General features: G+C 43.2%; 5 protein-coding genes. All 5 read left to right on the forward strand.

Going from position 1 to position 8,589, the window contains the following annotated elements; genetic code table 11:
• The first annotated feature begins 569 nt into the window (after nt 1–569).
• Complete coding sequence (locus AC07YT_RS07835) at nt 570–1,175, forward strand: TetR/AcrR family transcriptional regulator (RefSeq protein ID WP_086545526.1); 606 nt, start codon at nt 570–572, stop codon at nt 1,173–1,175.
• A gap of 70 nt (nt 1,176–1,245) precedes the next feature.
• Nucleotides 1,246–2,448 carry an efflux RND transporter periplasmic adaptor subunit gene (locus AC07YT_RS07840; protein ID WP_086545527.1) on the forward strand — a complete coding sequence of 401 codons (1,203 nt, stop codon included), beginning with the start codon at nt 1,246–1,248 and terminating at the stop codon, nt 2,446–2,448.
• Between the two features lie 24 nt (nt 2,449–2,472).
• Entirely contained in the window at nt 2,473–5,673 is a 3,201-nt protein-coding gene (locus tag AC07YT_RS07845; RefSeq protein ID WP_086545528.1) for an efflux RND transporter permease subunit, read from the forward strand.
• Entirely contained in the window at nt 5,660–7,066 is a 1,407-nt protein-coding gene (locus tag AC07YT_RS07850; RefSeq protein WP_086545529.1) for a TolC family protein, read from the forward strand. The genes AC07YT_RS07845 and AC07YT_RS07850 overlap by 14 nt, the downstream gene beginning before the upstream one ends.
• 1,222 nt (nt 7,067–8,288) lie before the next feature.
• Nucleotides 8,289–8,589: hypothetical protein (locus AC07YT_RS07855; protein WP_494945258.1), on the forward strand; the 301-nt coding region annotated here is incomplete at its 3' end.

Here is an 8,589-nt window from a genome sequence, read left to right on the forward strand (position 1 = left end):
TACTAAGATAATGATTGGTTGGAATTTATTTATCATGCTGTGAGAGAATGGAGCGCAATTGCAGTTCTAATCAGTTTCAGCGTTCCCGCTTTCCTTTCTGCCCCCGATGAAATATCGGTGGCATCCATTCAATCGGGGCCAGGCACAAAGTTTATTGCCAACAGGCGTGGACTAACGTTTAATAAACCTGACAGCAGCGACAGCCCCTTCATGATTTTTATATAGGGATCATGAGGGCTACAGCGAATGGCGGGGCTTTCGGGTCCGATAAACACCGGAACCCGCTTTTCAAAAAAAATATGACTTCGCTCTCTTTAACTGCCTGCACTGCCAAAAAGGCTGCGGCAGTTGCTTTTCAAAATAAAAAAAATGTCAGCCCTGTCAGTTGAGAAAAAAATGTCATCCTATTCTTTCAATATATGATCATGATTAAAAAAGCTTGTTTAAACGCAAATAGACCGCTATTTATTTCTGAAAAACGCGATATGACAAATGAATGATTGTGAATTCTGGAATTGGTTCTACATTTGCTTAACGGTGTTAGATTATTTACACCTAATATTCCAGTCATGGGAAGTAAAGAAAGAATTCTACGTTTAAAAGATGAAACCAGAACAAAAATTCTGGATGCTGCCTTGAACATTGTTCAAACAGAGGGCTGGCAGGCATTAAGTATGCGTAAAATTGCCGACCAGATTGAATATACTGCACCGATTATTTACGAATACTTTTCTAACAAAGATGGCATCTTACTGGAACTCACCAGAAGAGGGTATTTAATGTTGGCCAAAGATATCCGCGAAGCCAGGGATAAACACGAATCTCCGGAAGATAAAATGGAAGCCATGTGGATTGCCTACTGGAACTTCGCCTTTGCCCACAAAGAATTTTATCAGTTGATGTACGGTGTAGATATGGTTTGTTGTACTGTTAAAAATTCGATGCCTGAAGCCGAAAACGTAGGCAGTATGTTGGGCGATGTAATCGAATCGTTATTTGAGAAGAAACCAGTTTCAGACAATGATATCTGCATGAAGTATTACACCTATTGGTCGATCATTCATGGCTTGATTTCCATCAATTTAGTTCGCCCCAACGGAAGAACAACCGACGAGTTAAACCAGCAAATTTTAAAAGATGCCATCAAGGGCATTACGTTATCTATTAACAGTTAATTTTTTTTTACACAGTAATTTAACACTGTTAGATTATTTATACACTATAATTCCAATTAAATTTAATCATATGAAATCTCTACATCGCTTGTACCCTTTACTTAACACTGTTAAACAGTTTAATAGTATTAAGTTATTGTTAACAATTTCTCTTCTATCTATAATTTTGGTGAGCTGTAAGTCATCTCCGGAGCAATCAGCAGCTGCACCACCGCCACCTGCACTGCCTGTAAGCGCGATTAACTCGAGTACAGAAACCACCTATATCGAATATCCGGCCTCTATTCAGGGTGCTGTTGATATCGACGTTCGCCCGCAGGTGAGTGGTTATTTACAAAGTGTACTGGTTAACGAAGGTGCTTATGTAACGGCAGGACAAACCCTGTTCAAAATCAATGAAAACCCTTATCGCGAGGCGTTAAACAATGCTAAAGCAAGTTTACATGCAGCAGAAGCGGCCATCTTAAACGCTCAGTTGGAAGTGGATAAGTTAACCCCTCTTGTTCAGAATAAAGTAGTTTCTGATTTTCAGTTGAAGACGGCTAAAACAGCTTATAAAATCGCTCAGGCAAATGCCGAACAAGCTAAAGCCAGTGTGGCTTCGGCACAGATTAACTTAGGTTATACCAATGTTAAGGCTACAGTGAGCGGTTACATCGGCCGTATCCCGAAGAAACAGGGAAGTTTAGTTTCTCCAACTGATCAGGTAGCGTTAACACAATTATCAGATATCCACGAAGTGCATGTTTATTTCGCTCTGGCTGAAAACGACTTCAATAACTTCAATGCCAACTACCCGGGTAAAAGTCCTGCCGACCGGATTAAACATTTACCAGCGGTTGAACTTTTATTGGCCGATAACTCAGCTTATCCGATTAAAGGTAAGATTGATATGATTGACGGTCAGTTTGATAAAAACACCGGTGCCATTACGTTAAGGGCCAGTTTCCCTAATGCCAGCGGAATCCTTCGCTCAGGTAATACGGGTAAAATCCGTTTAGGTTTACAACACGATGATGCCATTCTGGTACCGCAGTCTTCGACGGTAGAAATGCAGGATAAGGTATTTGTGTTTACCGTAGGCGACAGCAGTAAGGTGAAAAAACAAGCCATTACCATTGTGGGTAAAGCCGGCGAAAATTACCTGGTTAAAGACGGGGTAAAAGCTGGCGACCAGATCGTGTTAAGCGGCGTTGATAAATTACAGGAGGGTATGGTGATCCAGCCTCAAAAAGCAGCAGATAAAGTAGCTGTTGCCAAAACAAAAAAATAATAAACCACTAAAGTTTAAGCAATCATGTTTCAGAAATTTATAGACAGGCCTGTACTTTCGACTGTTATTTCCATCTTATTGGTAATAGTTGGTATACTGGGCTTAACCAAGTTGCCCTTAGAGCGCTTTCCAAATATCGCACCTCCGTCGGTATTGGTAACAGCGGTATACCCTGGGGCCAATGCCGAAACGATTTTACGTTCGGTAACTCCATCATTGGAGGAAGCCATTAATGGTGTGGAGAACATGACCTACATGACCTCCAGCGCCAGTAATGATGGTACCCTGGCGATCACGGTATACTTTCAGCAAGGTACCAACCCCGATCAGGCCGCAGTTAATGTGCAAAACCGGGTTTCACAGGCCACCAGTCAACTGCCTGCTGAGGTAGTACAATATGGTATCACCACCACAAAACAGCAAAACAGTTTTATTGGCGCAATCGGGGTTTACTCGGAAGATCCAAAAAAATACGATGCGGTTTTTGTTAATAACTATGCACAAATCAATATCATTCCCGAACTTAAACGTATCCCGGGTGTAGGTTCGGCCAGTGTATTTGGTGGTATTAAAGATTATTCGATGCGGATTTGGTTAAACCCAAGTCAATTGGCTACTTATAAAATTACACCTAATGAAGTGATCACCGCCATTCAGGACAAAAACCTGGAAGCGGCTCCGGGCAGGTTTGGAGAAAGAAGTAGTGAGGCTTTTGAATACATCATTAAATATAAAGGTAAGCTGACCAAACCAGAGGAATATCAGAATATCGCGATCCGCTCTAATGCAGATGGTTCTATATTACGTTTAAAAGATGTGGCCCGTGTTGAATTGGGTGCATACAGTTATGGTAGTGTAAACCGTTTAAACGGACATGATGGGATTACCATTGGTGTAATCCAGTTATCAGGCTCGAATGCCAACGAAATCCAGATTGCCATTGATAAACTGTTAGCGAAACTTTCAAAAGATTTCCCGGCAGGTATTAAACACAATCAGTTTTACCGTACCAAAACCGATCTTGACGAATCCATCAATCAGGTGGAACACACTTTGATCGAAGCCTTTTTACTGGTATTTATCGTTGTATTTATCTTCCTTCAGGATTTCAGGTCAACTTTAATTCCAGCAATTGCCGTTCCGGTGGCGATTATCGGTACTTTCTTTTTCATGCAGCTGTTCGGCTTCTCGGTTAACCTTTTAACGCTGTTTGCATTGGTACTCGCCATTGGTATTGTGGTGGATGATGCGATTGTGGTCGTCGAAGCGGTGCATGCCAAAATGGAAGAAAATCCTTCGCTTAGTCCGAGGGCGGCAACTACCGAAGCGATGAACGAAATTACCGGGGCCATTATATCGATTACCCTGGTGATGGCAGCCGTATTTTTACCGGTTGGTTTTATGACCGGCTCAACAGGTATCTTTTACAAACAGTTTGCCTTAACCATGGCCATTGCCATCATTATATCGGCTGTTAACGCCTTAACTTTAAGTCCTGCTTTGGCAGCCTTATTCTTAAAGAACAAACATGCCGAAGGCGGTCATCACGCACCTAAAAAAGGTTTTGTAGAAAAGTTTTATGCAGGTTTTAACGGTGGCTTCAATTATATGACCAACCGTTATATTGGCGGCTTAAGGGTGTTGATCCGCAATAAATGGATCAGTATGGGCGGGCTTGCTTTAATCGTTTTGGTTACCATTTTTCTGGTAGGCAGAACCAAAACAGGCTTTATTCCGACAGAGGATCAGGGTTTTGTGGCGATCGCGGTGGCCAGTCCATCGGGAACATCACTGGCTAATACGAATAAAATATTAAAACAGGCTGAAGCTGAGTTGAGGGCGATGCCATCAGCACGATTTGTAATGTCGCTGGCCGGTTATAACTTTTTAACGGCTTCCAACAGTCCATCAGCTGGTCAGATTTTCTTATTGTTAAAACCAAACGACGAAAGGGGAGCGGTTAAAAATATCGATGAGATCCAGAATATCGTAAGGGCTAAAATGGCGGCTATCTCTGCCGGTACTTTCTTTGTATTCAGTTTTCCTACGGTTCCGGGCTTTAGTAATGTGGAAGCCATGAACGTGATGTTACAGGATAAAACGAATGGCAGACTGGATAAATTTAGTGGTGTAGCGAATAACTTTATCGCCAAGTTAATGGCGAAACCGGCTATTGCTTATGCTTTTACTTCTTATAAAGCAGATTATCCGCAGTTACAACTGGATGTTAACGACGAAAAAGCCGATCAGCTGGGCGTAAGTAAAAAAGATATTTTACAAACGATGCAGACTTATTTCGGTACGGCACAGGCATCAGATTTTAACCGCTTTGGTAAATACTACCGTGTAGTGGTTCAGGCGGATGTTGCCGACAGGACCGATCCGGCCAGTATCGACCGTGTGTTTGTGAAAAACAAATCTGGAGAAAGTGTGCCCATCAGTACGCTGGTTAAATTAACCCGTGTATATGGTTCGGAAACGGCTTCACGTTATAACCTGTTTAACTCGATCGAAGTCAATGCGATCCCTAAACCAGGTTTCAGTTCTGGTGATGCGATCAAGGCGATTGAAGAAACCGCCAGAGAACAATTGCCAACGGGTTATGCTTACGAATTCTCCGGACAAACCCGTGAGGAAATTTCTTCAGGCGGACAGTCGACGGTGATCTTCCTGTTATGTTTGGTGTTTGTTTACTTCTTATTATCGGCACAGTATGAGAGTTATATCCTGCCATTAGCGGTAATCTTATCTATCCCTACAGGTGTATTCGGTGTGTTTGTGGTATTGGGTTTAACCGGTATCGAAAATAACATTTATGTACAGGTAGCGCTGATCATGCTGATCGGATTGCTCGCTAAAAATGCCATCCTGATTGTGGAGTTTGCGGTACAGCGACGAAAGGCTGGACTGAGTTTGGTTAATGCGGCCATAGAAGCAGCGCGATTAAGGATCAGACCGATCATTATGACCTCACTGGCCTTTGTGTTTGGTTTATTCCCGATGAGTATTGCCACGGGGCCATCGGCACAGGGTAACCACTCCATCAGTATTGGTGCTGCAGGCGGTATGGTATCAGGTGTAATTTTAGGTTTGTTCATCATTCCGGTACTCTTTGTCATCTTCCAGGCTTTACAGGAAAAAATATCAAAAAAATCAAGAAATGAGGTTGTTCACCATCATGGAGAACCTGTCAATAATAATCATGTAGTTTATGAAACGGTTTAATATTTTTACCATCCTGCTCCTGGCTTTAATCTGGAGCGGATGTTCGGTTTCGAAAGATACAGCCTTGCCCAATGTGGCACCAGGCTTGTTCAGAAACGCATTACCTAAAGATTCTTCAAGTGTTGGCGGTATGCCTTTGAAGAGTTTTATCAACGACCTTACTGTTCAAAATTTAATTGATACAGCATTGGTTAAAAATTACGATATGCAAATTGCATTGAAAAATATCGATGCCGCTGAAGTATTGTTTAAACAATCGAAATTGGGTTATTTGCCTGAATTGAAATTACAGGTGGCAGCGAGTTCGAGCCGTCCGTCTGATAACAGTTTAAATGGTTTAAGCCTGAACCAGTTTACCGGTTCGAGCCACATCGAAGATTACAATGCGAATCTGGGTGTGGTTTGGGAAGCCGATATCTGGGGTAAAATCCGTAATCAAAAAGCTGGCGCTTTAGCCAGTTTTTTGCAGACAGAAGAGGCACGTAAAGCCGTTCAAACGCGTTTGGTTGCCAATGTGGCACAAGGTTATTACAACCTGTTAATGCTTGATGCACAACTGGAAATCGCCAAAAAGAACTTAAAGCTTAACGACAGCACATTAAGGATTATCAATTTACAGTTCGATGCTGGTCAGGTTACTTCGCTGGCCATTCAGCAGGCACAGGCACAGCAATTGGTGGCGGCACAGCTGATCCCTCGTTTGGAGCAGAATGTAACTTTACAGGAGAATGCTCTAAGTGTATTGATTGGTACCTTGCCTAAAGCGATTAACCGCGATAGCCGTCTGGATAAAATGAGTATTCCACAGGAATTAAACGCAGGTTTTCCTTCTGCCATGTTAAGCCGCAGACCGGATATTAAAAGTGCTGAACTGGCTTTAACCATTGCCAATGCAAAGGTTGGGGTGGCGAAAGCGAGTTTATACCCATCGCTGGTGATTACCGCTAGCGGAGGCATCAACTCTTTTAAAGCGAGCAACTGGTTTAATGTACCGGCATCCTTATTCGGTTTGGTTGGGGCAGGGATTACGCAACCGATTTTTCAAAGAGGTCAGTTGAAAACTTCTTTGGAACTGGCTAAAATCGACCGTGAGAAATCAGTGATCCAGTTCCGTCAGTCGGTATTGAACGCGGTTGGTGAAGTGTCGGATGAGTTAACGAAAGTAGAGAAGTTAAAAACTCAATATAGTATCGCCGAGAAAAGGGCACAGACTTTACAACAGGCCTCGAAAAATGCAAGTTTGTTATTCAAAAGTGGTATGGCTAATTATTTAGAGGTGATTACCGCACAAGGCAATTTATTACAAAGCGAACTGGAGTTAACGACGATTAAAACGGAGCAGTTAAATGCTGTTGTTGGGTTGTATCGTTCGTTAGGGGGTGGCTGGAATTAATTTGTAAATCCTATATATGAGCCTATAACATCTTTAAGATTTTATAGGCTTGTGTATAAATTTAGGCACTAAGAGCGCGATGTTCTTGGTGCTTTTTTGTTTAAAGCTGTCATTGCAACATCAATTCCGTCATTGCGAGGAGGAACGACGAAGCAATCTTACTACTATGGGTTATCTGCGATTTGTATCAAAATTATTCCGTTATCCGGATTCTAAACATCGTTCGTCATTCCCGCGCAGGTGAGAACCTTAAAGCTATGGGTGGGAGCTCCCCTCCTTATTTTCAAGGAGGGGCTGGGGGTAGTTATAAGCTACAACACGGTCGTCATTTTGCGCAGGAGAGAACCACGAGGTGCTCAGTGAAGCTAATCTTATGCGTGTGCTATTCTTTGCCCCAGGCTCGAGCTTGCCTCGGCTCACCGCCTCCGAGAAGGCTCTTACCTTTTTCTTGATAAAAAGGTAACCAAAAATCAAGGCTTGGATCTGATGTCGGATAAATTCGTCAAAGCTTTATTGGTCGCCAGCACAAGTTCCGACGAAGGGTCGGAAAGGGCGTGCTGCCTCGGGGCAGTGGTCGGTTGAAAGGTGGTGCAAAAGCTTTAACGTTTTCTCCTTCCATCATATCCAAGGCCGGATGGCAGGACGCAGATCGCATGGAGCATATCGCAGGGTGCTGTAATTGTCTTTTAGTCCTTTCCCTTTCAGGGGAAAGGTGCCGAAGGCGGATAGGGGGCTAAAACGCTCGCTATAATACGATCGTCATTCCCGCGCAGGCGGGAATCTTAAAGCTATGGGTGGGAGCTCCCCTCCTTATTTTCAAGGAGGGGCTGGGGGTGGTTTGTCCTTCGCTCAGTCTTGCCTCGGCTCACCGCCGCCGAAGGGGCTCTTACTTTTGGCTTGGCCCAAAAGAAACAAACCTGAGCGCAGCGAAAGCATGCTTGCCATTAAAAACAACTAACACAAAAGCATAACTGAAAGGCTTGGATCTGATGTCGGATAAATTCGTCAAAGCTTTATTGGTCGCCAGCACAAGTTCCGACGAAAGGTCGGAAAGGGCGTGCTGCCTCGGGGCAGTGGTAGGTTGAAAGGGGGTACAAAAGCTTTAACGTTTTCTCCTTCCATCATATCCGAGGCCGGATAGCAGGGTGCGGTAATTGTTTTCAAGTCCGATCCCATTTAAGGGAAAGGCGCGGATTAGGGGTTAAATGATGGAAGATGTAAAATGGATGATGGAATGTTACGCCCAGCGCTGTGCCTTCTGCGGCTTTTTCCTTTGCGTTCTTGGTGGTTAAAAAAAGAAAAAAGTTTTGAAATCGCAGTAAGGAGTTTTGAAGTTGCAGTAAGGAGTTTTGAAGTTGCAGTAAGGAGTTTTGAAGTTGCAGTAGAAAGTTTTAAAGTCGCAGTAGGTAGTTTTAAAGTTGCAGTAGGTAGTTTTGAAGTCGCAGTAGGCAGTTTTAAAGTTGCAGTAAGGAGTTTTAAAGTCGCAGTAAGGAGTTTTAAAGTCGCAGTAAGGATTTTTAAAG

The sequence above is a fragment of the Pedobacter sp. GW460-11-11-14-TSB4 genome, from assembly GCF_059423705.1.

Bases quoted from the DNA above. Each gene is read 5' to 3' on its own strand.
- AC07YT_RS07850 (WP_086545529.1), top strand. From the start codon at position 5,660: ATGAAACGGTTTAATATTTTTACCATCCTGCTCCTGGCTTTAATCTGG.
- AC07YT_RS07845 (WP_086545528.1), top strand. From the start codon at position 2,473: ATGTTTCAGAAATTTATAGACAGGCCTGTACTTTCGACTGTTATTTCC.
- AC07YT_RS07835 (WP_086545526.1), top strand. From the start codon at position 570: ATGGGAAGTAAAGAAAGAATTCTACGTTTAAAAGATGAAACCAGAACA.
- AC07YT_RS07840 (WP_086545527.1), top strand. From the start codon at position 1,246: ATGAAATCTCTACATCGCTTGTACCCTTTACTTAACACTGTTAAACAG.